Source organism: Pseudomonas sp. TH39(2020) (assembly GCF_016650715.1).
Lineage (GTDB): Bacteria > Pseudomonadota > Gammaproteobacteria > Pseudomonadales > Pseudomonadaceae > Aquipseudomonas > Aquipseudomonas mandelii_C.
Window position 1 is genome coordinate 1086740 of sequence record NZ_JAEKFF010000007.1, and the last position, 21866, is coordinate 1108605.

Genomic DNA, 21866 nt, shown 5'->3' on the forward strand with positions numbered 1-21866 from the left:
TGCGACGGCATTGTTGAATGCCGCCAACAGAACACACACCGCCAGAAGCGGTTTTTCGAGGGGTCAGGGTATGAGTAGTCAAGCGACGAATGCAAAAGGTTCCGAAGATCCGATCCTGCAATGGGTAACCTTCAAGCTGGACAATGAAACCTACGGCATCAACGTGATGCGCGTTCAGGAGGTCCTGCGCTACACCGAAATCGCCCCGGTGCCGGGTGCCCCGAGCTACGTACTGGGCATCATCAACCTGCGCGGTAACGTGGTCACCGTGATCGACACCCGTCAGCGCTTCGGCCTGATGAATGCCGAGATCAGCGACAACACCCGTATCGTCATCATCGAAGCCGATAAGCAAGTCGTCGGGATCATGGTCGACAGCGTGGCCGAAGTGGTTTACCTGCGTCAGTCGGAAATCGAGACCGCGCCGAACGTCGGTAACGAAGAATCCGCCAAGTTCATTCAAGGCGTGTGCAACAAGAACAACGAACTGCTGATCCTGGTCGAGCTGGACAAGATGATGAGCGAAGAAGAATGGTCGGATCTGGAGAACATCTGATTGATTCTTGAGGTTGCAGTCATTGTCCTGTTCCTGTTTTGGGCAGGCACGCTGGCGATGTTTCTGGCGTACGTACGAGGCCAACGACTGATCGCCGCGCAACAGGCCCAGGGCGATGCGCTGCGCGATCAGCGCATCAAGGACCTGGCCAAACGCGTCGACAACTACCAGAGCGGCAACGTGCGCATGGGTGAAGACCTGCACGAACTGCGCGCGGTGGTTGGCCCGTTGCCGGACAAACTGGCTCAGCTGGAACAGCGCGACCCGTCGAGCCTGTCGTTTGCACAGGCGGCAAAACTGGTCGGTATGGGCGCGAGCGTCGATGAACTGACTCAGTCCTGCGGGTTGACCCAGGCTGAGGCGGAGTTGATGAGTAAGTTGCACAAGAACTGATGCCTGCCAAAGATCGTTCCCACGCTCTGCGTGGGAATGCCTCTTGGGACGCTCCGCGTTCCGCTCTTGAACTGTGACGCAGAGCGTCACGGGCTGCATTCCCACGCAGAGCGTGGGAACGATCAATCAGTAGTCATCCCCGCGTTCGGTAACGTCCTTCTCGACCATCGGCGCATCCGGATCCTGCCCCTGCGGAAACTTACCCTTCAAATTCCACGCAAACGCAATAATCTCGGCAATCGTGCGATACAACTCCTCCGGAATACTCTCCCCCAACTCCATCCGCGCCAGCAGCTTCACCAGCTCGGGGTTCTCGTAGATCGGCACTTCGCATTCGCGGGCAATCTTCAGAATGGCTTCGGCCAGTGCTTCGTCACCTTTGGCCGTGAGGGTAGGGGCGTGGCTGCCGTCGTACTTGAGGGCAATGGCCTGGCGCGGGGTGTTGGGGTTTTTCATGCGGTTTCGTCGACCCAGCGTTGTTCGAGACGGGTTTGGGGGCCTTGTGGCGGTGTGCCGAGATGGCAATCGAGGTCGCCGACATTCAGGCCGGACGCCAGCAGCCGTTGGCGCAGTTCGGCCAGATGACTTTCGATCAGGCTGGCGGTGTAGGGGCGTTCAGCCCACAGCTGGCTGGACAGGCTGCCTTTGATCAGTTGTGCCTGTATTTGCAACGGGCCCAAGGGCTCCATGTCAAACGCCAGGTCCACTCGCCACAATTGTTGTTTGGGTTCGCGCTCGTCGCGGCGTTCGTTTTGCGGTTCCTTCTCGGGCGCTTCTTCGCGCTGGAACTTGACCTGCAGCGGCACGATGTCTTGCAGATTGCGCATCGGGATTTCCAGTTGCCAGGTGCTCATCAACCGTCCGTCGTCAGTGACGCCGGTCTGTTCCAGGCTCGACAGTTGATGGCTTTGCAGGCGTGAAACCGCCGCTGCTGCCAAACGCAGCAAGTGCTCGAGATCGCCTTCGCCGTCCATGCTTTGTAGCAAACGCTCGGGCAGCGGGAAGCGGGTAGGCTGCGGTTTGGCGCTGACCTGACCGAGCATGCCGAGGGCGCTGCGCACGAAGTTCGGCATGGCCTGGGCCAGTGTGTTGGCGGCAATGATCGCGTTGAGATTGGTGTTGGCCGGCAGGCCTGGGGTCAATTGTGCGATCAGCTTGAGCAGATCGCCTTTCATGTCCGGGGCCAATGTCGGGTTCTGACCGCTGAGCAGTTTGGCTTCAAGGAACAGGCCGCTATTGGCCAGTGCCTGGGCCAGCCCCTTTGGCGTGCTGAGTTGCTGAACGTCGGGCAGGCCGGCGAGCAACCTGTCGACGGCGGCACGCAGATCACTGGACGTCTGGTCCGAGGACGGTAGGTTTTGCAGGAGCTTGAGCAGGCCATCCAGCGAACCTTGGCGGCTCTGTTGGTTGACCAATTGCTGGGTCACCGCCAATTGCTCCTGGCGGCTGCTCAATGGCACGAACTTCAATGTCTGGGTGTCCTGCACCAGCGCGCTCAGCAAAGTGCCGATGCGCAACGGCGTCGGGCTGTCGATGTTCAGGGTGCTGCCGCTCAACGCGGTGTTGAGCAAGCTCACCATCGAGCGAAACACCGTCGGCTGGCCCGGCACCTGCGGCAACACCTGAGAGGTCAGCACTTTGCCTTGCAACAGGGTGCCAATGGGCAATTGCGCCGTGTCGATACGAGTGAGGGTGGCGACGCTGGAAGCGATGGCCTGTTGCACGGTGACGGCCAGATTACCCGCCGACGGCTGAGTGATCGCCAGGCTGGTGCCCTGAGGCAACGGTTGGGTGCTGGTGGCCTGGACCGTGGTCTGACGGCCGCTGTCGAGGGTGACCTTGAGCAACAGTTGAAAGGTCTGATCCGCCTGCTTGAGCGACAGCACTTCGGCCTTGGCGGTCTGGCCGGCAGTGATCAGGCCCTCCATCGGCGTCAGTAACTTCAGCAGGTCGCCACTCATCACCAGCGGTCGCGAAGTCGCGGGCGTGGTTTGCGGTAGCGGAAGGATGTTCATTTCGCCTGTCATACGCGGTCACAACCTGAGGAAATTGCCCTCTTTAGAGTAGGGCATGGCATGTATAATGCCGCCCCGTTGTATCCGGGGCGCTGAAAACATTTCAAATACTTGATCCAGCTCCTTAGAACGGGCCGCCAATGCATTTATCCTGCATATCTTTAACGGCCGCTCCACTGCCGACTTGAACCCAAAAGGCCCGTGATCTCTTGACCAGTCCTGTCCTGCAAACCGTTGCCCTCGCCTGTGAGCGAGACCTTCGGCTGCTCTTCGAAAATCTCGAATTGAGACTGGCCAGTGGCGAAATGTTGCAAATCAGCGGCCCCAACGGCAGTGGCAAAACCAGCCTTTTACGTCTGCTTTGCGGGCTGATGCAGCCGACTGCCGGTCAGGTGCTGCTCAACGGCCAGCCATTGAACGAGCAACGCTTTGAGCTGGCGCGTAACCTGCTGTGGATCGGCCATGCTGCCGGGATCAAGGACTTGCTGACGCCGGAAGAGAATCTGAGCTGGCTTTGCGCCTTGCATCAACCGGCCTCCCATGAGGCGATCTGGCAGGCGCTGACGGCTGTCGGACTGCGCGGCTTCGAGGATGTTCCTTGCCATACGCTGTCTGCCGGGCAGCAACGCCGGGTCGCGTTGGCGCGGTTGTACCTGGAAAGCCCGCCGCTATGGATTCTCGATGAGCCGTTCACTGCGCTCGACAAACAAGGCGTGGCGCAACTCGAAGAACACCTGGCCGCACACTGCGAGCGCGGTGGCATGGTGGTTTTGACCACTCACCACACGCTGACCCGGATGCCGGCCGGCTATCGCGACATTGATCTGGGGAACTGGGCCGTATGAGTGTTTTCGGCCTGTTGGTCGCCCGTGAAGCCCGATTGTTGTTCCGCCGTCCGGCGGAGTTGGCCAATCCGCTCGTATTCTTCGCGATCGTGGTTTCCCTGTTCCCGTTGGCGGTTGGACCCGAGTCTCAATTGTTGCAAACCTTGTCTCCGGGACTGGTCTGGGTAGCGGCCCTTTTATCGGTTTTGCTCTCGCTGGACGGGCTTTTCCGCAGTGATTTCGAAGATGGATCGCTTGAACAGTGGGTCCTTTCGTCGCACCCCCTGCCTCTTCTGGTTTTGGCCAAGGTACTGGCACACTGGTCCTTCTCTGGCCTGGCACTGGTTTTGCTCGCTCCATTACTGGCATTGATGCTCGGTTTGCCAACCGCCTGTCTGCCGGTATTGCTGCTTTCTTTGTTGCTGGGTACACCGGTGCTGAGCCTGCTCGGTGCGGTGGGCGCAGCCCTGACGGTGGGATTGAAGCGCGGTGGCCTGTTGCTGGCGCTGCTGATTCTGCCGTTGTACATCCCGGTGTTGATTCTCGGCAGTGGCGCCTTGCAGGCGGCATTGCAGGGTATGCCGGCGACCGGTTATCTCCTGTGGCTTGGTAGCCTGACCGCCCTGGCGATAACCCTGACACCTTTTGCAATAGCTGCTGGCCTGAAGATCAGCGTCGGCGAATAATAATGAGGCCTGGTCAAAAGTTGATCACTTCTTTTGATGAAAGGCAGGACCCTTGGCTCTTCATAGCGAAGAGCAACCGTGATGGAAACAGTAATGAACTGGACTTGGTTTCATAAGCTCGGCTCGCCCAAATGGTTTTACGGCATCAGCGGTAAACTGCTGCCGTGGCTGAGCGTCGCGGCGTTGCTGCTGATCAGCGTTGGTGTCGTGTGGGGCCTGGCCTTCGCGCCGCCGGACTACCAGCAAGGCAACAGCTTTCGCATCATTTATATCCACGTTCCGGCCGCCATGCTGGCCCAGTCCATCTACGTGATGCTGGCGATCTGTGGCATCGTCGGGCTGGTGTGGAAGATGAAGCTGGCCGATGTCGCCCTGCAATGCGCGGCGCCCATCGGTGCCTGGATGACCGCCGTGGCGCTGGTCACCGGCGCGATCTGGGGCAAACCGACCTGGGGTTCGTGGTGGGTCTGGGATGCACGACTTACGTCCATGCTTATTCTGCTGTTTCTGTACTTCGGTCTTATTGCGCTGGGCAACGCGATCAGCAATCGTGACAGTGCCGCCAAGGCCTGCGCGGTATTGGCGATTGTCGGCGTGATCAACATCCCGATCATCAAATACTCGGTGGAGTGGTGGAACACCCTGCACCAGGGCGCGACGTTCACCCTCACCGAAAAACCGGCAATGCCCGCCGAGATGTGGCTGCCACTGCTGCTGACGGTGCTGGGTTTCTACTGTTTCTTCGGCGCGGTGTTGCTGCTGCGCATGCGTCTTGAAGTGCTCAAGCGCGAAGCCCGCGCCAGTTGGGTCAAGGCCGAAGTGCAGAACAGTCTGGAGGCCGCTCGATGAGTTTTGCTTCATTCGGCGACTTCCTCGCCATGGGCCATCATGCCCTGTATGTCTGGTCAGCCTATGGCATTTGCCTGGCGGTGCTGGCCCTCAACGTGGCGGCGCCAATCCTGGCCCGCAAGCGGTATCTGCAACAAGAGGCGCGTCGTCTGCGCCGGGAGAACGGCAAGTGAATCCGCTGCGCAAAAAGCGTCTTATCATCATTCTAGCGATCCTGGTCGGCGTCGGCGCTGCTGTCGGCCTGGCCCTGAGCGCCCTGCAGCAGAACATCAATCTGTTTTACACCCCGACCCAGATCGCCAACGGCGAAGCCCCGCAAGACACGCGCATCCGCGCCGGCGGCATGGTCGAGAAAGGTTCGCTGCAACGTTCCGGCGATTCGCTGGACGTGAAATTCGTCGTTACCGACTTCAGTAAGTCCGTGACCATCAGCTACCGCGGCATCCTTCCGGACCTGTTCCGCGAAGGGCAGGGCATCGTTGCCCTGGGCAAGCTCAACGCCGACGGCGTGGTGGTGGCCGACGAAGTGCTGGCCAAGCACGATGAAAAATACATGCCGCCGGAAGTGACCAAGGCTTTGAAAGACAGTGGTCAATCTGCTCCAACGCCCGCGAAGGAGGGTTGATCGATGACGTCCGGACTCTATATTCCTGAACTCGGCCACCTGGCCATGATTCTGGCGCTGTGCTTCGCGCTGGTTCAGGCCGTGGTGCCGTTGTTCGGTGCCTGGCGCGGTGACCGCTTGTGGATGAGCCTCGCCCAACCGGCTGCCTGGGGGCAATTTGCGTTTCTGCTGTTCTCCTTCGGTTGCCTGACTTACGCCTTCATGGCCGACGATTTCTCTGTCGCCTACGTTGCCAGCAACTCCAACAGCGCGTTGCCGTGGTACTACAAGTTCAGCGCGGTGTGGGGCGCGCACGAAGGTTCGTTGCTCCTGTGGGCTTTGATTCTCGGCGGCTGGACCTTCGCGGTGTCGGTGTTCTCCCGGCAGTTGCCGCAAGTGATGCTGGCTCGCGTGCTGGCGGTGATGGGCATGATCAGCACCGGTTTCCTGCTGTTCCTGATCCTCACGTCCAACCCGTTTGCACGGATCCTGCCGCAGATTCCTGCGGACGGTCGTGACCTCAACCCACTGCTGCAAGACATCGGCCTGATCGTTCATCCGCCGATGCTGTACATGGGCTATGTCGGTTTCTCCGTGGCGTTCGCTTTCGCCATCGCAGCGCTGCTGGGTGGTCGTCTTGATGCGGCGTGGGCTCGCTGGTCCCGTCCGTGGACCATCGTCGCCTGGGCCTTCCTCGGTATCGGTATCACCCTCGGTTCGTGGTGGGCGTACTACGAACTCGGTTGGGGCGGCTGGTGGTTCTGGGACCCGGTGGAAAACGCCTCCTTCATGCCATGGCTGGTGGGTACGGCGCTGATTCACTCCTTGGCGGTCACGGAAAAACGTGGCGTGTTCAAGAGCTGGACCGTGTTGCTGGCCATCGCTGCTTTCTCGTTGAGCTTGCTCGGAACGTTCCTGGTACGTTCCGGCGTGCTGACCTCGGTTCACGCCTTTGCGTCCGACCCTGAGCGCGGCGTGTTTATCCTGATCTTCCTGCTGTTTGTGGTCGGTGGTTCGCTGACGTTGTTCGCCCTGCGCGCTCCCGTGGTGAAGAGCCACGTTGGCTTCAACCTCTGGTCCCGGGAAACCCTGCTGCTGGGTAACAACCTGGTGCTGGTGGTGGCGGCGTCGATGATTCTGCTGGGCACGTTGTATCCGCTGATCCTCGATGCCATGACCGGCGCGAAGCTGTCGGTCGGCCCGCCGTACTTCAACGCACTGTTCATTCCGTTGATGGCTTTGCTGATGATGGTGATGGCGGTCGGCATGTTGGTGCGCTGGAAAGACACCCCGGTCAAATGGCTGTTGAGCATGCTGACCCCGGTGTTGCTCGGCAGCGCCGCGCTGGCCGTGGTAGCCGGTGTCGCTTATGGCGATTTCAATTGGGCAGTGATCGCGACGTTCATGCTCGCTGCCTGGGTGTTGCTGGCCGGTGTGCGTGACATCTTCGACAAGACTCGCCACAAAGGCTTGATCAAAGGTCTGCCGACCCTGACCCGCAGTTATTGGGGCATGCAGGTCGCTCACCTCGGCATTGCCGTGTGTGCCCTCGGCGTCGTGCTGTCGAGCCAGAACAGTGCCGAGCGCGACCTGCGTCTGGCACCGGGCGAGTCCATGGACCTGGCCGGTTATCACTTCGTATTCGAAGGCGCCAAGCATTTCGAAGGTCCGAACTTCACTTCTGACAAGGGCACCATCCGGGTGATCCGCGACGGTAAGGAAGTCAGCGTGTTGCACCCGGAAAAACGCCTCTACACCGTGCAGAACTCGGTGATGACCGAAGCCGGGATCGACGCCGGTTTCACCCGCGACCTCTATGTCGCACTCGGCGAACCGTTGGGCGATGGCGCCTGGGCCGTTCGCGTCCATGTCAAACCGTTCGTGCGCTGGATCTGGTTCGGTGGTCTGCTCACCGGTTTGGGCGGGTTGCTGGCGGCGCTGGATCGCCGTTACCGGGTCAAGGTAAAAAGCCGTGTGCGTGAAGCACTGGGCATGACGGGAGCCACGGCATGAGACGTTGGTTGATGCTGTTGCCGTTGGTGGTTTTTCTGGTGGTGGCTGTTTTCCTTTACCGCGGTCTGTACCTGGACCCGGCCGAGTTGCCTTCGGCGATGATCAACAAGCCATTCCCGGAGTTTTCCCTGCCGGCCGTACAGGGCGACAAAACCCTGACCAAGGCCGACATTCTGGGTAAACCGGCACTGGTTAATGTCTGGGGCACCTGGTGCATCTCTTGCCGGGTCGAGCACCCGGTGCTGAATAAACTGGCCGAGAAGGGCGTTGTGATCTACGGCATCAACTACAAGGACGTCAATGCTGACGCCTTGAAGTGGCTGGTGGAATTCCACAACCCGTACCAGCTGGACATCCGTGACGATGAAGGCACTTTGGGTTTGAACCTGGGTGTGTACGGCGCTCCGGAAACCTTCTTCATTGATGCCAAGGGCATCATCCGCGACAAGTTCGTTGGCGTGATCGACGAACAGGTCTGGCGCGAAAAACTGGCGGCCAAATATCAGGCGCTGGTTGATGAGGCCAAGCCATGAAGCGCTGGATAGCCGCCGCGGTATTGGGTTTGAGCATGGCCGGCGTGGCGCACGCGGCCATCGACACCTACGAGTTCGCCAAAGAAGGTGATCGCGAGCGTTTTCGCGAGCTGACCAAAGAGCTGCGTTGCCCCAAGTGTCAGAATCAGGACATTGCCGATTCCAATGCACCGATCGCCGCTGACCTGCGCAAAGAGATTTTTCGCATGCTCGGCGAGGGCAAGGACAACCAGCAGATCATCGATTTCATGGTCGACCGCTACGGTGATTTCGTCCGCTACAAACCCGCTCTGAACGCCAAGACTGCTGTGCTCTGGTTCGGCCCTGCCGGCCTGCTGCTGGGCGGTTTTGTGATCATCGCCGTGATCGTCCGCCGTCGTCGCGTGCAACGCGCTGACACCAAGGATGAGCTTTCCGCCGAGGAGCGTGAGCGCCTCGACCACCTGTTGGATAAAACCAAGAATGATTGATTTCTGGCTCGCTGCAGGTCTGCTACTTCTGGTTGCCCTGAGTTTTCTGCTGATTCCCGTCCTGCGTGGTCGTCGCGCCCAGCTTGAAGAGGATCGTACGGCCCTGAACGTCGCGCTGTATCAGGAGCGCGTGGCTGAGTTGCAGACTCAGCAGGAAGAGGGCGTTCTCGACGCCACGCAAATGGACACCGGTCGCGCCGAAGCCGCCCGTGAATTGCTCGCCGACACTGAAGGCGTCGAGGCACCACGCGTGTCCTGCCTGGGCAAACCGTGGCCCTTGCTGGCGGCGATTCTGGTGCCGGTGCTGGGTCTTGGCCTGTATCTGCATTTTGGGGCGAGCGACAAGGTCGAACTGACCCGTGAGTTCTCCCAGGCGCCACAGTCGATGGAAGAGATGACCCGTCGCCTGGAGCGTGCGGTCGCGGCTCAGCCGGATTCGGCCGAAGGCCTGTATTTCCTCGGTCGCACTTACATGGCTCAGGATCGCCCTGGCGATGCGGCGAAGATCTTCGAACGCACGGTGACCCTCGCCGGTCGTCAGCCGGAACTGTTGGGCCAATGGGCGCAGGCCCAGTACTTCGCCGACGGCAAGAAGTGGTCTGACAAGGTTCAGGCCCTGACCGACGAAGCACTCAAAGCCGATCCGAAAGAAGTCACCAGTCTTGGCTTGCTCGGTATTGCTGCCTTTGAAAGCCAGCGTTATCAGGACGCCATCGACTACTGGAATCGCCTGCTGGTGCAACTGCCACCGGAGGACAGTTCCCGCGCCGCGCTGCAAGGCGGCATTACTCGGGCTACCGAGAAACTCGAAGCCAGCGGCGGCAAGGTGGCCCAGGCGCCCGCCGCCAAGGTGGCGGCCCTGCTCAAGGTGCGAGTGGATCTGGCACCAGAGCTGAAAGCCAAGGTCCAGCCGGGCGACAGCGTATTCATCTTCGCCCGCGCCACCGCAGGGCCTCCTGCGCCATTGGCCGCCAAGCGCCTGACCGTGGCCGACTTGCCGGCGACCGTTGAACTGGGCGACGCCGACGCAATGATGCCGCAGTTGAAACTGTCGAACTTCCCTGAAGTCCAACTGGTTGCGCGCATCTCCCGCGCCGGCAAACCCACTGCCGGCGAATGGATCGGTCGCAGCCAGCCTCTGGCCAGCAGCACCACGACGCAGCAAACACTGACCATCGACAGCCCGGACAAATGACAGGAAACGCCACTATGACCGTCATCGCTCGTATCACCCTGCTCAGTATGGTTTTGGGGTTAAGCGCTTGCGTGGTCCAACCGCAGCAGCCTGAACGGCTGCCACCGATTCCGCCGTCGCAGCCGCGTCCGACGCCGTCCCCGACACCGACACCGGGCAAGCCAAGCATTCCGACCAAGCCCGCCAAGCCGCTGCCACGTACCTCCGCGAGCTTCGCGCCGCCACCGGGTGGCAACAGCCATTGGGATGCCAAGCTCGGCGTGTACGTACTCGATGATCAGACCAACACCTTCTACCGCCAGCGCACGTACTATCGCTGGGACAACGGCTGGAGCCGATCGATCAGCCCGGACGGGCCATGGGAAGAGACCGACATCCATGGCGTGCCGGGCGGGTTAGGGCGGCAATTCGGGCAGTAAACAGAAACGGCGATCCTTGGATCGCCGTTTTGCTTTTTAGAGTCTGAGAAAGTCGTTTAGAGAATGGCGCGGTATTCGGTCAATGCCTTGCTCGACTGAACCAGGCCTTGGCGCAACAGAAGATCAAGATAGCTGCTGACATTCATCGGTGGCATTTTCAGTTGCTTGCGTTGGCGTTGCGCCGCCGCGATCACTGCCGCCGGGTCGAGGTTGAAGAGGTTGTCGACGAACTCGTCAGGATGCTGAGCCTCGATACCGAAAGGGCCCAATGCTTCACCGGGGAAGTCTTTCTGATTGAACGTGACGATGACGCTGGCGTTGCAGCGAATGGCGGCTGCCAGCACATGTCGATCATCGATATCTGGCAGCGTCAGCCCTTCGATCAGGTCTTCGTATCCTGTGACACAAGCGTCGGATAAGGCCTGATCCATCAGTTCGGACGTGCGATCCAGTTGCTCGACGGTTAGATCCGGACGGTTTTTCAGGAGATTGCGTTTCCATTCGTTGTGTATCTCCAACGACCATTTCGCTCTAAAACGTCCGGAAAGCGCGAGCCACATCAGAAAATCTCTCAGGGGCGCGGGGTAAAGAACACATGCGTCATATACAGCGGTAAAAGAGGAGTGCCTCACTCGTATCCTGTCCTTAACGCTTGTGCCTGCTCGGCGAGAAGCGTCATTGCTTGCTCGCTGGCAGTGTCGCGCCGGTTTTTATAGTCCATCAAATCGGCAAAGCGCACACGTCGGTGCTTGCCGGTTTTGTGGTAGGACAACTCGCCGGATTCCAGCAGTTTGATCAGGTGCGGACGTGAGACGTTAAGCAGGTCGGCGGCTTCCTGGGTGGTCAATTCGGCGTGAACCGGGACCACTTTGACGGCGTTGCCCGCTGCTAGCTCAGCCAGAATGTCGACCAGCAACCTGAGGGCTGAGGTGGGTAATTCGACAGTATGAGCTTCATTCTGCTCGTCGAAGATCTGGATGTGCTGAGTTTCGAATTGAGTGGCGAGGTAGGCAGCCAGAGCGCGTTGGCCTTCGATAGCAGCCTGTACTTCGCGCTCCATGGGTAGATTGATCGGTGGTTGGATGACTGGCGACATGATGGTTTCCGACATTCTGAAAAAACAATGCTGGAAGGCTATTCGAATCAAACGAAAATCGCAATAAACGAAACGAGTGGGTTTCAGGCCTCCTTGGTCAGCAACCCCTGCACATACTCCGCAAACGCCCGAGCCTTTGCACTGGCCATTCTGCCCGTGGGAAACACCGCCCAAAGGTCCTGATTCGGCAACGTCCAATCCTTCATCACTTCCCTGACCGCGCCGTTGGCTAGTTCCGGTGCAAACATCCATTCGGATGCCATGGTCAGCCCTTGATGGGCGAGCACGGCTGCACGCAGACCTTCGGCGGCGTTGACGCGGATTCGCCCGCTGATGGTGACTGACTGATCATCTGTTCCGTTGCGAAATTGCCAATTGGCACCACCGCCCAAGGTGTAGATGACTGCTTGATGTTTGCTCAGATCGGCAGGGCAGGTGGGGTCGCCATGTTTTTCGAAATAGGCGGGCGTGCCCAGCACCATGCGCCGACACTCGGCGATCTTGCGGGCGGTGAGGCCGGAGTCGCTCAAAGCGCCCATGCGCAGGGCGATGTCGACGCCTTCTTCCACCAGATTGACGTTGCGATCGTCCAGCATCAAATCGATGTTCAAGTCCGGGTTCTGATCGAGGAAGGGCCCGAGGTGCGGAACGATGTGCAGTCGGCCAAAGGTCACGGCAGCGCAGATACGCAGGTTGCCGGTCAGGCCGCTGGCGGCACCGCGAGCGGCATTGTCAGCCTCGTCCGCTTCTTCGATGGCACGCTTGGACCGTTCGAAAAAGGCCAGGCCAGCTTCGGTGGGTGTCAGGCCTCGGGTCGAGCGCAACAGCAGCCTGACCGCGAGGCGCGCCTCCAAATGCGCGATAGCTTTCGAGACGGCGGGCTGGCCGATATTCAAGCGCCGGGCAGCGGCGGAAAAGGAGCCGGTTTCCACCACGTAGACGAAGGTTTCCATTGCGGCGAGGCGGTCCATCTACAGTCCTTGTTTTGATCAATGTTCAGCTCAGAAAGCCGCTTTGCCTATCGAAGACCCACCGTCGACAAACAAGGTTTGCCCGGTGATAAACCCGCTCTGCTCGGACAACAAAAACGCAATCGCCGCCGCGATCTCCTGCGGCTGCCCCAACCGCCCCATCGGCACACCGGCCAGATAACGCGCTTCACCCTCACTGCCTGGCGGGTTGTTGGCGCGAAACAGTTCGGTTTCGGTCGGGCCCGGGGCCACGGCGTTTACCGTCACGCCGGTTTGCGCCAGTTCCAGCGCCCAGGATCGCGTGAAGCTGATTAACGCCGCTTTGGCCGCGGCGTAAGCAGTGCGCTGCGTGATACCCAGCACGGTCAGGCTGGAAATGTTGACCACCCGACCCCAGGCCTTGGCGCGCATGTTCGGCAGCAGTGCCTGAGTAGCTTGTAAGGCCGAATGCAGGTTGACCCGCATCACATCGTCGAACGTGTCGAGGTCGATTTCGCCCAGTACCTGCGGGCGCACCAGACCGACGTTATTCACCAGCCCGTCGAACTCATAAGTCCTGGCCAGATCCGCCAGCACTTCCTGAGTCAGTGGCCTGTCGCTCAGATCCAGCGGAAACAGAATGCCGGGAAAGCTCAGGTCGGGCGATCGGGCGATTCCTACCACCCGATGACCCGCGCGGTCCAGGTGCTCGGCGACCGCGCGGCCGATGCCTTTGCTGGCGCCGGTGATGAGGAAGGTACGTCGGGTCATTGCACACTCCTTGAAAGAACATGCCGCGAGTCAGGCGGCATTTGATCGGTTCGTCCGCGAATCGCATCCAGCATCGCGTCAGGCTCAGGACGCTGAGTGTAATCCGGGTTGACCTCGGCGTAACGGATCAAGCCATCCTGACCGATAACATAACGCGCTGGAATGGGGGCTTTCACATCCTGAAAAACAACGTGAACTGACCCTGTCCGGTATCTATGGTCCAGTGGCGCTTCATTAAGCTGATGCTTCGCTGGAGGAACCGCTGTGCACTATCCAATCATTATCGAGAGGGGGGATGAGCGAACTGCAACCGGTATTGAAATACCTGACATCCCGGGTGCAGTGACCGCTGGTGATACGTTTGAGGAGGCGTATGACGCAGCCATCGAAATCGTGCAGATCTTGCTACAAAAGATACGAGCGGAAGGTTTGCAGATCCCATTGCCAACGTCAGTAAACACACATCGGGACAATCCGGAATTCGCAGGCAGAGGTTGGGGGATGTTGAAGATTTGAGGCGCGGAAAATCTGCTACACATCAATCCGGGCAAGCCGCACTCCCTTGGCAGGAGAGAGGCTTGTCCGGGCGGCGATCCGGCAAAACGTCTGGCGCCTTAAGCCGTGGCCAACGAACGCTTCTCTGAGACACTCAAGAACCGCAACAACGCCAGCAGCGGAAACGCACTGCCCACAATCACGATCCACAACCAGCCACCGTGTTCATACACCGCACTGGCCACCGAAGAACCAAACGCACCACCGATGAAGATGCTGGTCATGTACAGCGCATTCAGGCGGCTGCGGCTTTTGGCGTCGAGGGCGTAGACCGCGCGTTGGCCGAGGACCATGTTCATTTGTACGCAGAAGTCGAGCACCACACCGGTGACCGCGAGGCCGATGACGCTGTAGGCCGGGTGGATGAAGGCGGGCAGGAAGCTCAGGCTGGCGAACAGCAGGGCCAGCAGTGAAGCAATGCGAGTGTGGCCGGCATCGGCCAGTCGACCGGCAATGGGGGCGGCGATGGCGCCGATGGCCCCGACCAGGGCGAAGATCGCGATCTGGGTTTGCGACAAGCCATGATTGCGCGCCAGTTCCAGCGGCACGGCGGTCCAGAACAGGCTGAACGTGGCGAACATGCAGCCCTGATAAAACGCGCGCTGACGCAACACCGGTTGTTGACGCAACAGGGTCCACAGAGACCCCAGCAACTGACCATAAGAAGCGCTGTGATCAGGCTGACGCTTGGGAATCGTCAGCGCCAGCACGATGCTGATCGCCGCCATCAACACCGCCGCAATCACAAACATCGCGCGCCAGCCGAAGTGGTCAGCCACCACGCTGGACACCGGTCGCGCCAACAGAATCCCCAACAGCAATCCGCCCATGATCCCGCCGACCACACGGCCGCGAGACTCTTCCGGTGCCAAATGCGCGGCGAGTGGAATCAGGATCTGAACCGACACCGAACTGAACCCCACCAACAACGAAATCAGCAGAAACACGTTTGGCTGATCGGTGAACGCTGCACCCAATAGACTGGCAATCGCCACCACGGTAGTGATGATCATCAATCGGCGGTTTTCCAGCAAATCACCCAGCGGCACCAGGAAAAACAAACCCAACGCATAACCGATCTGGGTCAGCGAAACGATCAGGCTGGCCATGGTGCTGGTCAGGCCGATGTCCGGCGCGATCAGGCCGATGATCGGTTGCGCGTAGTAGATGTTGGCAACGATGGCGCCGCAGCAGAAGGCAAACAGCAGCACCATGCCTCGGGTCATTGTTGCGGTGCCGTGGGGCACTTGGGTAGCTGGGTTCATAACGGGTCTCGCTCAGCAAAAGAGAATGCGCGCAGGCTAAAGGGCTATCGGAATGGGCGGAAGGGGGCTTGGAGTGATAGCAATCATTCCTTTGCGGAATGAGTGACGGACGTGTGTGATGTCCGTCGAGGAACCTTGCGTCAAAACATTGAGGTCCGATGATACATTTACTTACATCCTGTTCGATAGCGTGCTTATGTTCTCTCCTCACGTTTCATAACCGGAAGGCACTTCCATGAATGCGATGTTCCGTCACCTGATTCGCGGCGCTTCAGCCATTAGCCTGATCACCTTGTTCACGGCAGGTCTCGCCCAGGCCGCCGACGCGCCGGGCATGCGCATCGGCGTTCGCGGCGAAATCACCGGCGTCAGTCCCGACGTGCTGAAAGTCCACGTCAACAGTGGTGAAAACGTGGACATCAACCTGACCAAAGACACCAAAGTCCGCGCCGTTACACTGGCCAATATCGAAGACATCAAACCTGGCAGCTACATCGGTTCGGCTGCCATACCGCAGGAGGACGGAACCCTCAAGGCACTGGAAGTCCACGTTTTTCCACCGGAACTGGCCGGCAGCGGCGACGGGCATCGGCCGTTCGATCTGGCCAAGGGCAGCAGCATGACCAATGGCAGCGTGGGCGATCTGGTGGTCAGCAATGGCCGGGTCTTGACCGTCAACTACAAGGGCGGCCAGCAGAAGATTCTGGTGCCGGAGGATGTGCCGATCGTCAATCTGATGCCGGGGGATCGCAGCTTGCTGAAGGTGGGCGTGAAGATCGTGACGTTTGTGACCCAAAGTGCTGACGGGACGCTGACTGCGCAATCGATTTCCGCGGGCAAGGACGGCGTAACACCGCCAATGTAGCTGCTTGGCGCAAACCCTGTGGGAGCGAGCCTGCTCGCGATAGCGGCGTGCCAGGTAACAAATTTATCGAATGGATATATGTCATCGCGAGCAGGCTCACTCCCACAGGGGATCTTCAGCGAACACGAATTTTGTGTTCGACCACAAAAAAGGCGACCTTCTCAGGTCGCCTTTTTCATTGGACTCAGGAATTACTGACCGCTGTAGATCTGATCAAAGATCCCACCATCATTGAAGTGAGTCTTCTGCACGGTCCGCCAGTCACCAAAGGTTTTCTCTACCGACAGGAAATCCACTTTCGGGAAACGATCGGTGTACTTGGCCAGCACCGCCGGATCACGCGGACGCAGGTAGTTCGCCGCCGCAATCTCCTGACCTTCCGGTGACCACAGGTACTTCAAATATTCCTCGGCCGCAGCGCGAGTGCCTTTCTTGTCGACGGTTTTGTCGACCACCGACACCGGCGGCTCGGCTTCGGCGGAAACACTTGGGTAGATCACTTCAAACTGATCACGACCAAACTCACGGGCAATCATTTCCGCTTCGTTTTCGAAGGTCACCAGCACATCACCAATCTGGTTGGTCATGAAGGTCGTAGTGGCTGCGCGGCCACCGGTGTCGAGCACCGGCGCTTGTTTGAACAGCTTGCCGACGAAGTCTTTGGCTTTGTTTTCGTCACCACCGTTTTTCAGCACATAACCCCAGGCCGAGAGGTAGGTGTAGCGGCCGTTACCCGACGTTTTCGGGTTTGGCACGATCACCTGCACACCGTCCTTGAGCAAGTCGGGCCAGTCTTTCAGGGCTTTCGGGTTGCCTTTGCGGACGATGAACACGGTGGCTGAGGTGAACGGCGCGCTGTTGTTCGGCAGGCGGGTGACCCAGTTGTCCGGGATCAGTTTGCCGTTGTCCGCCAGGGCGTTGATGTCGGTGGCCATGTTCATGGTGATGACGTCAGCCGGCAGGCCATCGATCACCGAACGCGCCTGTTTGCTGGAGCCGCCGAAGGACATCTGCAGGGTGATGTTTTCGTTGTGCTCGGCTTGCCAGTGTTTCTGGAAGGCAGTGTTGTAGTCCTTGTAGAAATCGCGCATCACGTCGTAGGAAACGTTAAGCAGGGTCGGTGCGGCCTGAGCCACGCTGGACAGAGCCAGGCCCGCGGCCAGAAGTGAGGCGCCAAAGAGTTTTTTCACTGCGCAGTCCTTGTTCTAAACAGTTTTTATTGAAAAGTGAGGCTATTTGCCAGCGACTATAACGGGGCTCGCATAGTCCTTTAAAGATTAAAAAGCACTTTACTTATTCCATTTTCTTAAATAACGCATTCCCGCATCGGGAGCAGAACGCCGCCCCATGTTCGTGGCTGTTTTTCTTGCACACCGGGCAGTCGTGTTGCAGTTGTTCGCCGCGCATCGCGTTGGCCAGTTCGGCGGTGAAAATTCCCGTCGGCACGGCGATGATCGAGTAACCGGTGATCATCACCAGCGACGAAATTACCTGACCCAGCGGTGTCTTCGGCACGATGTCGCCGAACCCCACGGTGGTCAGCGTGACGATAGCCCAATAGATGCCTTTGGGAATGCTGGTGAAGCCGTGCTCCGGGCCTTCGATCACGTACATCAGCGTACCGAACACCGTCACCAGGGTGCAGACGCTGAGCAGAAACACCACGATCTTCTGCTTGCTGCCGCGCAATGCGGACATCAGATAGTTGGCTTGCTTGAGGTACGGGCTGAGCTTGAGCACGCGGAAAATCCGCAGCATCCGAATGATCCGGATAATCAGCAGGTACTGCGCATCGGCGTAATACAACGCAAGAATGCCGGGCACGATCGCCAGCAAATCCACCAGTCCATAGAAGCTGAACGCGTAGCGCAACGGCTTGGGCGAACAGTACAGTCGCAGGCCGTATTCGATGGCGAAGATGACCGTAAAGCCCCACTCGATGTACGCCAGCACGTTGGCGTAGTTCTGGTGAATGGAATCGATGCTGTCGAGCATCACGATCACAATGCTGGCGAGGATGATCAACAACAGGATGCCGTCGAAACGCCGCCCGGCCACTGTGTCGCTCTGGAAAATCATGACGTAGAGGCGATGGCGCCAGTCGTTGTTACTGTCCATAAGGTCTTGCCCAAGCCGAAAATCAGAGAAGCGTGGGTGATTGACGAGGATTGCGCAAGCGGGACGCCGGGTACGCCATGTTCAGGCGGTTCTAGTCGCTCATGACTTAAGAAATTGATGATCTCGTCGATATATCGACTTCCCACAGAACAAGAACCTTTGTCTCGATGTGCTGCCCGGATTTCAGGCGATGGGTTTCAAAACCACACGGAAGCGATATGGATAGTAAGTTTTTCAAGAAAAGCCTGCTGGCAATGGTTGTCAGCGCTTCGACCGCTCAGGCATTTGCCAGCGAGTACAACCTGAGTCAGGGTTTCAAGGATTGGACGGGTCAAAACCTCGGTGAAACCTTGACCCTGACGGGGCAACGAACCCGCCAGAGCAACACGGACAATAAAGGTGTCACGTTCTTTCAGAACACTGTCGCGGGCTCACTTATTAACCGCGGCGACTTCACTTTCGACGCTCAAGGCGCGACGGTGACCGGGATCGGACTGGATGCCGGTTACCATGGCTTGAACTCCATCGGCAGCAACATCCAGGGTGACTTCATCAATGCCGGCAAGCTATCTCTCTCCAACGTGAATAACGCTGAGGGAATCGAGATCGGTAATACAACTATCACCGGCAATGTCATCAACGCCGGGACTGTCTCCATCACCCAGGCATCGGGAGCCAATATCTATGGCGAGCCTGAGGGCATCTACCTCCATGGGACCACTATTGGCGGCGATCTGATCAACAGTGGTGTTGTCGATGTGCAGGGTAACTATGCCATGGGGCTGATTCTGGATTCCCATGCCACGTACCCCGTGAGCATCGCCGGCAGGCTTCTCAACTCAGGGACGATTCGTGCCACGGGACAGGGTGCGTCCGCTTTTCACGTAGAGACCCAAACCAGCGCGTTGAGGATCGAGAACAGCGGCTCGATCATAAGCGCTGGCAAGAACTCCGAGGCTATCGGGTTTTTGGATGGTTCAATCGATTATTTGCTCAATACCGGGACTATTGAGGCATCGGGTGAAGACGCCGTGGGCATCAAGCTCGGCGGTGCCACTTTCACGCAGAATGCTGTGTCTGGCGCTCGGGGCATTATCAACTCCGGCAATATCACTGCGGACGGTGTTGCGATCCGGGTCGATGCGGACCAGACATCAGCGTTCGAGATCAACCAGCAAGGTGGCGAAATTCGCAGCAATCATGCAGCGGCCATCGATGGCGCAGGGTTGGCGCACCTGAACTGGACCGGCGGTGCGATCAAGGGCGATCTGCTCAACCTCAATGGGGTGAATGTCGCGGGTCAGGCCAATTACACCGGTAGCAAAATCGACAGTACGGTTTCCGTCGTTTCGGGATCCCTGAATCTTCAGAACCAGGGGACCGAAATTACCGGCGACCTGAACGTCGGTACCAACAGTGGCATCGATATGTTGCTTTCGGATCGCGTCACGCCCGGTACGCCTTATTTGACGGTGGACGGCAAGGCCACCTTCGCTCAGTCCTCCAAAGTGACGCTGAATGCCAAACCAGGTGATTTCACGCCGACCGCTACCGGCACTCAATACACCCTGGTCAAGGCCAGCAGCCTGCAGAACAACGGGTTGAGCGTTACCAGTTCGTCCTCTTTGTTAAACGTCGCCAGCTATACAACCGATGCCCAGACGGTCAATGCACTGGTCACACTGAAAAGTGACAATCAGGTGGATGAAGAGCAGGGGAGCATCGGTACTTCCAGAAGTACCCGCGAGATTCTCAATCGCTTCAAGAATGGCCCGCTGGGACAATTGAACAGTGATGACGCGGTCTTCAAAGCCTTTGCCAACGCCTCCTCTCAAAAGGAACTGGCAAAGCTCGGTGAGCAACTGGCTCCGGAAGTCAGCGGTGGGGCGGTCAATGCGGCTGTGTCGGGTCAGGCGATGATGAATGGAGCGATCAGCAACCGCGTGTCCGGCCTGCGCTCGGGGCTCTCATCAGGGGATTCGCTGGCAGAAACTGGCGTATGGATTCAGGGTTTGAGCAGCAATCAGGATCAGGACAGCCGTGATGCAGTCGCCGGTTATTCGGCCAACAGCAGCGGTGTTGCTGTCGGGGCGGATGGCAAGCTGAATGACAATTCCACTGTGGGCTTGGCCTATTCGTATCTGAACACCAACGTCACCTCCGATACCGGAAATAAAACCGACGTACAGGGCAACGCGTTGACGCTCTACGGTAGCTGGGACCAACGCAACTGGTTTGTCGATGGCAGCCTCAGTTACGGGCGCAATGACAATGACAGCAAACGCTATATCGCCAACAGCGTGGCCAAAGGCAGCTACAACAGTGACGCGTGGGCACTGAGCGCCTTGAGCGGTTATACCTTCAAGCTCACTGACCAACTGATTGTCGAACCGCGCGTCGCCGCACGTTACACCAATATTCAGCTGGACAGCTTTAATGAGCATGGCTCTTCGGCCGCCCTGCATTCCAATGCCCAGCGCTTCGAAATTGGCGAGCTGGGTGCCGGGTTGCGGATGGCCGCTGACGTGCCATTGCTCAATGGCACCCTTACACCTGAAGCGAGTGTGATGGCTTACCATGACTTCATCGGTGACCAGATCAATCAGACCTCCAGTTTCACCTTGGGGGGCTCGCCTTTCATTGTCGCGGGAGCCAGTCCGGTGCGTGATAGTTATGAAGGTCGCGTAGGGGTGAAGTATCAAATTGATGCGCTAACCCTGGGGACCAGTTACAGCTATCAGGCGAAGACTGGTTTCAACGCCGACACCTTTACCCTTGAAGCGCGCTACGCTTTTTGATCGACTGGATTGCAACGGTTCGCGCTGGCGGACCGTTGTGTCTGATCAACAGGTTAAAACCATGTTTAAAGCACTGGCCGCCATCGGCTTCGCGCTCCTCGGGCTCAGCGGGTGCGCGGGTAAAGTCGATTTGCAGGCGGTAAGCCAAGGCTCTTCGCTTACTCCTGGAACGCTCGATAGTTCACCTTACACACTCATGGCCTTGCTCCCGCCACCAGGGGGTTACAAGCATCTGCGTGTTTACATTGAAGGCGATGGTCGGGCGTGGGCGACACGGTCTCAACCGAGTATCGATCCAACCCCTCGCGTGTCCTTGATGGCGAGATTGGCCGCTGGAGATCGGGGGCCCAGTGCCTATCTGGCGCGCCCTTGTCAGTTCGTGACATCACCGGGTTGCAACACCGATTTGTGGACCTCCGGTCGTTTCAACTCATCAGTCATAGAGACCATGAGCGCGGCGCTTGATCGTCTGAAAAGTCGCTTTGCAGTGGAGCAGTTCGAACTGGTCGGATACTCGGGCGGCGCGGCGATTGCCTTGATCCTTGCGGGTTCTCGTAACGACGTCACTCAGGTGCAAACGATTGCCGGGAATCTCGACCCTGTAAAGTGGGCGAAGCTGATGCAGCTCGCGCCATTCTCGAAACCGGTGACACCTCTGGAGTTTCGCGACAAGTTGCGTGCGCTCCCGCAACGTCATTTCATCGGTTTGAATGACAAGGTCGTGCCGCCTCAAATGCTCCAGGTCTATACCACGCAGCTTCAGGGCAAATGCCTGGAAGTGGTCGAAACCCTAGCCACCCACGATCAGGGATACGATGAAAGTTGGGGCTCGCGGTCGGATCTGCCATTGGCTTGCGAGACTGACCCATTGCGCTGAATGCAGATTCAGCC

At 58.7% G+C, this 21866-nt stretch carries 24 protein-coding genes and 1 pseudogene; 16 read left to right on the forward strand and 9 right to left on the reverse strand.

The features are described from left to right. The first annotated feature begins 70 nt into the window (after positions 1 to 70). Together JFU47_RS25410 and JFU47_RS25415 are read left to right on the forward strand one after the other, a co-directional pair. The gene (locus tag JFU47_RS25410) at positions 71 to 556 is read left to right on the forward strand and encodes a chemotaxis protein CheW (RefSeq protein ID WP_010456928.1); all 486 of its coding nucleotides are present in this window, start codon (positions 71 to 73) and stop codon (positions 554 to 556) included. Continuing rightward, positions 557 to 949 carry a DUF2802 domain-containing protein gene (locus JFU47_RS25415; protein WP_140681952.1) on the forward strand — a complete coding sequence of 131 codons (393 nt, stop codon included), beginning with the start codon at positions 557 to 559 and terminating at the stop codon, positions 947 to 949. 126 nt (positions 950 to 1075) lie between these two features. Here the strand turns inward: JFU47_RS25415 and JFU47_RS25420 are convergent, their stop codons facing one another. Both JFU47_RS25420 and fliK read right to left on the reverse strand, forming a co-directional pair. Further along, positions 1076 to 1405: an EscU/YscU/HrcU family type III secretion system export apparatus switch protein gene (locus JFU47_RS25420; protein WP_140681951.1), complete on the reverse strand. Its 330-nt coding sequence runs from the start codon at positions 1403 to 1405 to the stop codon at positions 1076 to 1078. Next, positions 1402 to 2976, reverse strand: coding sequence for a flagellar hook-length control protein FliK (fliK, locus tag JFU47_RS25425; RefSeq protein ID WP_201186489.1), 1575 nt, complete (start codon positions 2974 to 2976; stop codon positions 1402 to 1404). Before fliK ends, JFU47_RS25420 begins: the two co-directional genes overlap by 4 nt. Positions 2977 to 3173: 197 nt before the next feature. Here fliK and ccmA point away from each other — a divergent pair, with 197 nt between their 5' ends. From ccmA to JFU47_RS25475, 10 genes are all read left to right on the forward strand, one after another. Continuing rightward, positions 3174 to 3809, forward strand: coding sequence for a cytochrome c biogenesis heme-transporting ATPase CcmA (gene ccmA, locus JFU47_RS25430; protein ID WP_007894233.1), 636 nt, complete (start codon positions 3174 to 3176; stop codon positions 3807 to 3809). Beyond that, positions 3806 to 4474, forward strand: coding sequence for a heme exporter protein CcmB (ccmB, locus tag JFU47_RS25435; RefSeq protein WP_008155797.1), 669 nt, complete (start codon positions 3806 to 3808; stop codon positions 4472 to 4474). The genes ccmA and ccmB overlap by 4 nt, the downstream gene beginning before the upstream one ends. Positions 4475 to 4567: 93 nt before the next feature. Next, on the forward strand, positions 4568 to 5323 hold the full coding sequence (locus tag JFU47_RS25440; RefSeq protein ID WP_046054301.1) for a heme ABC transporter permease: 756 nt from the start codon (positions 4568 to 4570) through the stop codon (positions 5321 to 5323). Then, positions 5320 to 5496, forward strand: a complete 177-nt coding sequence (gene ccmD / locus JFU47_RS25445; RefSeq protein WP_008145547.1) for a heme exporter protein CcmD — start codon at positions 5320 to 5322, stop codon at positions 5494 to 5496. The genes JFU47_RS25440 and ccmD overlap by 4 nt, the downstream gene beginning before the upstream one ends. Beyond that, entirely contained in the window at positions 5493 to 5948 is a 456-nt protein-coding gene (ccmE, locus tag JFU47_RS25450; protein ID WP_056742064.1) for a cytochrome c maturation protein CcmE, read from the forward strand. Before ccmD ends, ccmE begins: the two co-directional genes overlap by 4 nt. A gap of 3 nt (positions 5949 to 5951) precedes the next feature. After that, on the forward strand, positions 5952 to 7940 hold the full coding sequence (locus JFU47_RS25455; RefSeq protein WP_201186491.1) for a heme lyase CcmF/NrfE family subunit: 1989 nt from the start codon (positions 5952 to 5954) through the stop codon (positions 7938 to 7940). Beyond that, the gene (locus JFU47_RS25460; protein WP_140681943.1) at positions 7937 to 8473 is read left to right on the forward strand and encodes a DsbE family thiol:disulfide interchange protein; all 537 of its coding nucleotides are present in this window, start codon (positions 7937 to 7939) and stop codon (positions 8471 to 8473) included. Before JFU47_RS25455 ends, JFU47_RS25460 begins: the two co-directional genes overlap by 4 nt. Beyond that, the gene (locus tag JFU47_RS25465; RefSeq protein ID WP_008145552.1) at positions 8470 to 8943 is read left to right on the forward strand and encodes a cytochrome c-type biogenesis protein; all 474 of its coding nucleotides are present in this window, start codon (positions 8470 to 8472) and stop codon (positions 8941 to 8943) included. Before JFU47_RS25460 ends, JFU47_RS25465 begins: the two co-directional genes overlap by 4 nt. Continuing rightward, the gene (gene ccmI, locus JFU47_RS25470) at positions 8936 to 10138 is read left to right on the forward strand and encodes a c-type cytochrome biogenesis protein CcmI (protein WP_201186500.1); all 1203 of its coding nucleotides are present in this window, start codon (positions 8936 to 8938) and stop codon (positions 10136 to 10138) included. Before JFU47_RS25465 ends, ccmI begins: the two co-directional genes overlap by 8 nt. A gap of 14 nt (positions 10139 to 10152) precedes the next feature. Beyond that, on the forward strand, positions 10153 to 10557 hold the full coding sequence (locus JFU47_RS25475) for a hypothetical protein (RefSeq protein ID WP_201186502.1): 405 nt from the start codon (positions 10153 to 10155) through the stop codon (positions 10555 to 10557). Between the two features lie 56 nt (positions 10558 to 10613). On the opposite strand, the gene JFU47_RS25480 is transcribed toward JFU47_RS25475, so the two are convergent. From JFU47_RS25480 to JFU47_RS25495, 4 genes are all read right to left on the reverse strand, one after another. Continuing rightward, on the reverse strand, positions 10614 to 11189 hold the full coding sequence (locus JFU47_RS25480; protein WP_201186510.1) for a PIN domain-containing protein: 576 nt from the start codon (positions 11187 to 11189) through the stop codon (positions 10614 to 10616). After that, positions 11186 to 11653, reverse strand: a complete 468-nt coding sequence (locus tag JFU47_RS25485) for a helix-turn-helix domain-containing protein (RefSeq protein ID WP_140681935.1) — start codon at positions 11651 to 11653, stop codon at positions 11186 to 11188. The genes JFU47_RS25480 and JFU47_RS25485 overlap by 4 nt, the downstream gene beginning before the upstream one ends. Before the next feature lie 83 nt (positions 11654 to 11736). Next, the gene (locus JFU47_RS25490) at positions 11737 to 12624 is read right to left on the reverse strand and encodes a LysR family transcriptional regulator (protein WP_201186512.1); all 888 of its coding nucleotides are present in this window, start codon (positions 12622 to 12624) and stop codon (positions 11737 to 11739) included. Between the two features lie 30 nt (positions 12625 to 12654). Next, the gene (locus JFU47_RS25495; RefSeq protein ID WP_201186514.1) at positions 12655 to 13374 is read right to left on the reverse strand and encodes an SDR family oxidoreductase; all 720 of its coding nucleotides are present in this window, start codon (positions 13372 to 13374) and stop codon (positions 12655 to 12657) included. A 264-nt stretch (positions 13375 to 13638) separates the two neighbouring features. Between JFU47_RS25495 and JFU47_RS25500 the strand changes: the two are divergent. Beyond that, positions 13639 to 13887 (forward strand): annotated as a pseudogene (locus JFU47_RS25500) (type II toxin-antitoxin system HicB family antitoxin); the annotation flags it as partial. A 101-nt stretch (positions 13888 to 13988) separates the two neighbouring features. Here the strand turns inward: JFU47_RS25500 and JFU47_RS25505 are convergent. Further along, the gene (locus JFU47_RS25505) at positions 13989 to 15194 is read right to left on the reverse strand and encodes an MFS transporter (protein WP_201186518.1); all 1206 of its coding nucleotides are present in this window, start codon (positions 15192 to 15194) and stop codon (positions 13989 to 13991) included. Between the two features lie 235 nt (positions 15195 to 15429). Here JFU47_RS25505 and JFU47_RS25510 point away from each other — a divergent pair, with 235 nt between their 5' ends. After that, entirely contained in the window at positions 15430 to 16059 is a 630-nt protein-coding gene (locus JFU47_RS25510) for a hypothetical protein (RefSeq protein WP_123364580.1), read from the forward strand. Between the two features lie 191 nt (positions 16060 to 16250). Here the strand turns inward: JFU47_RS25510 and JFU47_RS25515 are convergent, their stop codons facing one another. Both JFU47_RS25515 and JFU47_RS25520 read right to left on the reverse strand, forming a co-directional pair. Next, positions 16251 to 17249: a sulfate ABC transporter substrate-binding protein gene (locus tag JFU47_RS25515; RefSeq protein WP_140893374.1), complete on the reverse strand. Its 999-nt coding sequence runs from the start codon at positions 17247 to 17249 to the stop codon at positions 16251 to 16253. Positions 17250 to 17352: 103 nt separating this feature from the next. Beyond that, positions 17353 to 18177, reverse strand: a complete 825-nt coding sequence (locus JFU47_RS25520; RefSeq protein WP_201186520.1) for an ion transporter — start codon at positions 18175 to 18177, stop codon at positions 17353 to 17355. Between the two features lie 218 nt (positions 18178 to 18395). On the opposite strand from JFU47_RS25520, the gene JFU47_RS25525 reads away from it, so the two are divergent. Both JFU47_RS25525 and JFU47_RS25530 read left to right on the forward strand, forming a co-directional pair. Further along, entirely contained in the window at positions 18396 to 20975 is a 2580-nt protein-coding gene (locus JFU47_RS25525) for an autotransporter family protein (RefSeq protein WP_201187334.1), read from the forward strand. Between the two features lie 61 nt (positions 20976 to 21036). After that, positions 21037 to 21852: an alpha/beta hydrolase gene (locus JFU47_RS25530; protein WP_201186522.1), complete on the forward strand. Its 816-nt coding sequence runs from the start codon at positions 21037 to 21039 to the stop codon at positions 21850 to 21852. The last annotated feature ends 14 nt before the right edge of the window (positions 21853 to 21866 follow it).

Bases quoted from the DNA above. Each gene is read 5' to 3' on its own strand.
- JFU47_RS25410 (WP_010456928.1), top strand. From the start codon at position 71: ATGAGTAGTCAAGCGACGAATGCAAAAGGTTCCGAAGATCCGATCCTG.
- JFU47_RS25420 (WP_140681951.1), bottom strand. From the start codon at position 1,405: ATGAAAAACCCCAACACCCCGCGCCAGGCCATTGCCCTCAAGTACGAC.
- fliK (WP_201186489.1), bottom strand. From the start codon at position 2,976: ATGACAGGCGAAATGAACATCCTTCCGCTACCGCAAACCACGCCCGCG.
- ccmB (WP_008155797.1), top strand. From the start codon at position 3,806: ATGAGTGTTTTCGGCCTGTTGGTCGCCCGTGAAGCCCGATTGTTGTTC.
- JFU47_RS25440 (WP_046054301.1), top strand. From the start codon at position 4,568: ATGAACTGGACTTGGTTTCATAAGCTCGGCTCGCCCAAATGGTTTTAC.
- ccmD (WP_008145547.1), top strand. From the start codon at position 5,320: ATGAGTTTTGCTTCATTCGGCGACTTCCTCGCCATGGGCCATCATGCC.
- JFU47_RS25455 (WP_201186491.1), top strand. From the start codon at position 5,952: ATGACGTCCGGACTCTATATTCCTGAACTCGGCCACCTGGCCATGATT.
- JFU47_RS25460 (WP_140681943.1), top strand. From the start codon at position 7,937: ATGAGACGTTGGTTGATGCTGTTGCCGTTGGTGGTTTTTCTGGTGGTG.
- JFU47_RS25465 (WP_008145552.1), top strand. From the start codon at position 8,470: ATGAAGCGCTGGATAGCCGCCGCGGTATTGGGTTTGAGCATGGCCGGC.
- ccmI (WP_201186500.1), top strand. From the start codon at position 8,936: ATGATTGATTTCTGGCTCGCTGCAGGTCTGCTACTTCTGGTTGCCCTG.
- JFU47_RS25475 (WP_201186502.1), top strand. From the start codon at position 10,153: ATGACCGTCATCGCTCGTATCACCCTGCTCAGTATGGTTTTGGGGTTA.
- JFU47_RS25485 (WP_140681935.1), bottom strand. From the start codon at position 11,653: ATGTCGCCAGTCATCCAACCACCGATCAATCTACCCATGGAGCGCGAA.
- JFU47_RS25490 (WP_201186512.1), bottom strand. From the start codon at position 12,624: ATGGACCGCCTCGCCGCAATGGAAACCTTCGTCTACGTGGTGGAAACC.
- JFU47_RS25495 (WP_201186514.1), bottom strand. From the start codon at position 13,374: ATGACCCGACGTACCTTCCTCATCACCGGCGCCAGCAAAGGCATCGGC.
- JFU47_RS25505 (WP_201186518.1), bottom strand. From the start codon at position 15,194: ATGAACCCAGCTACCCAAGTGCCCCACGGCACCGCAACAATGACCCGA.
- JFU47_RS25510 (WP_123364580.1), top strand. From the start codon at position 15,430: ATGAATGCGATGTTCCGTCACCTGATTCGCGGCGCTTCAGCCATTAGC.
- JFU47_RS25520 (WP_201186520.1), bottom strand. From the start codon at position 18,177: ATGGACAGTAACAACGACTGGCGCCATCGCCTCTACGTCATGATTTTC.
- JFU47_RS25525 (WP_201187334.1), top strand. From the start codon at position 18,396: ATGGATAGTAAGTTTTTCAAGAAAAGCCTGCTGGCAATGGTTGTCAGC.
- JFU47_RS25530 (WP_201186522.1), top strand. From the start codon at position 21,037: ATGTTTAAAGCACTGGCCGCCATCGGCTTCGCGCTCCTCGGGCTCAGC.